At 55.9% G+C, this 1,899-nt stretch carries 2 protein-coding genes; both read right to left on the reverse strand.

What is annotated here, in order from left to right; all coding sequences use genetic code 11:
- Positions 1-119: 119 nt before the first annotated feature.
- The gene (locus PG898_RS21105; RefSeq protein ID WP_000130000.1) at positions 120-425 is read right to left on the reverse strand and encodes a PadR family transcriptional regulator; all 306 of its coding nucleotides are present in this window, start codon (positions 423-425) and stop codon (positions 120-122) included.
- Between the two features lie 10 nt (positions 426-435).
- The gene (chrA, locus tag PG898_RS21110) at positions 436-1,641 is read right to left on the reverse strand and encodes a chromate efflux transporter (RefSeq protein ID WP_000184001.1); all 1,206 of its coding nucleotides are present in this window, start codon (positions 1,639-1,641) and stop codon (positions 436-438) included.
- Positions 1,642-1,899 lie beyond the last annotated feature (258 nt).

Raw genomic sequence — 1,899 nt, forward strand, 5'->3', positions numbered from 1 at the left:
TATTGAACTGTCAGGAGCTGGCTGCACAACAGCCATTACGCCCAATCAACTGGTGCAGTCGTCTTCTGAAAATGACAATCCAGTTAGGGTATAGCTCAACCTGACATAGAAGCAAAAACTCAACCACCTTCTACCAACTCTCCGAACAGCTCCTTGACCTTTGTTTTCGCATCAGCAAGTGCAGTTCTGCCTTGTTCAGTGATGTCATAAACACGCCGTTCACGTCGCCCGGTGCGTTCGTGGCGTGAGGTCAGATAGCCTTTTTTTTCCAGGCCGTGCAGCATCGGGTACACGGTGCCAGCGCTCATCTCGTAGCCGTGTCGGCGTAGCTCTTCGATGATCCCCAGCCCAAAGACAGGTTCCTCGGCTGCATGGTGAAGGATGTGCAGGCGGATCAAACCGCCGTAGAGGTCTTTGTCAGTCATTTTTTGTGCCTCACAGAGCGACGCTCAACAGCCACCCAGCTGCACCGCTACCGAGGACAACCAGCCACGGCGGGAGCTTCCAGAACATAAGTGCGACAAGGGCAACTAATGCCAAGCCGAAGTCTTGCGGCTGAAAGATGGCGCTAGTCCATACAGGCTGATACAGCGCGGCCAGCAGCAAGCCGACTACAGCGGCATTGATCCCGGCCAGCGCAGCTTGGATGCCTGTATTGCGGCGCAAACGCTCCCAAAATGGCATTGATCCGACGACCAGCAAGAACGAGGGCGCGAAGATAGCCAGCAGACACACAATGCCGCCGATCCAGCCCGACGGGGCGGTGTTCATCGAGGCACCAAGAAACGCGGCGAACGTGAACAAAGGGCCGGGCACCGCTTGAGCTGCCCCGTACCCCGCGAGAAAGGATTCATTGTTGACCCAGCCGGAGGGCACCACTTCGGCTTGCAGTAATGGCAGCACAACGTGACCACCGCCGAACACCAGTGATCCGACACGATAGAAGGAATCCACCATTGCCATGGTTTGACTTGGCATCAGTTCGGCCAACACCGGCAGGCCAATCAGCAAGACAAAGAACAGCGAGAGCCAAAGCACGCCGGCCCGGTGACTGACCGTGATAGGTAGGGGGTCATGCTCAACAACTTTCGCTGGCTTGAACAATAACCGGCCTGCGATGCCTGCGATAGCAATCACGCCAACCTGTCCCCACGCGGACGGCACAAGTAAAACGACGCAGGTAGCAATTGCCATGATGGTGACTCGCAGCCCATCCGTGCATAGGTTACGCGCCATGCCCCATACTGCTTGAGCGACCACGGCCACAGCCACCACTTTTAAGCCATGCAACGCGCCCTGCGAGACGTAATCGCCATAGCTGGAGATGCCGAGCGCAAAAAGGATCAAGGCTATGGCAGACGGCAGCGTGAAGCCAGCCCAAGCAGCCAGCGCCCCGCTGTATCCAGCCCGAGACAGTCCTACCGCTATGCCGACCTGGCTGCTTGCAGGCCCTGGCAAGAACTGACAAAGCGCGACCAAGTCAGCATAGCTCCGTTCGGAGAGCCAGCGCCGCCGTGTGACAAATTCGGCGCGGAAGTAGCCCAAGTGCGCAATGGGGCCGCCAAAAGATGTCAATCCAAGCCGCAGAAAAATAAGAAAGACCGACCATGGTCTGCTGTCATCGGTAGGGTTATTCGTCATACTTTCGCCTTCATGATCTGCAACGAGTTGATCAATAATAAGCGAAATTCGATAACGAAATTCGATATAAATCTAGAAAAAAATACCTCTATGTGTACTACGCAGTTTTAGCTGTGGCTTTCACAGGAGCACGCTTACTTACGGCTTAGCGTGCTTTATTTTCCGTTTTCTGAGGCGATCCCTAGGAGCTCGGATCTCAGGACGAAGGTCTCCGCGAATGTCCGGTCGATCCGCGCGACGTCCCAGGCGGGCGTTCCC

It is taken from the genome of Aeromonas sp. QDB31 (genome assembly GCF_027707605.1).
Lineage (GTDB): Bacteria > Pseudomonadota > Gammaproteobacteria > Enterobacterales > Aeromonadaceae > Aeromonas > Aeromonas media.

Excerpts from the sequence above, each read along its gene's own strand:
- chrA (WP_000184001.1), bottom strand. The coding sequence starts at position 1,641 with ATGACGAATAACCCTACCGATGACAGCAGACCATGGTCGGTCTTTCTT.
- PG898_RS21105 (WP_000130000.1), bottom strand. The coding sequence starts at position 425 with ATGACTGACAAAGACCTCTACGGCGGTTTGATCCGCCTGCACATCCTT.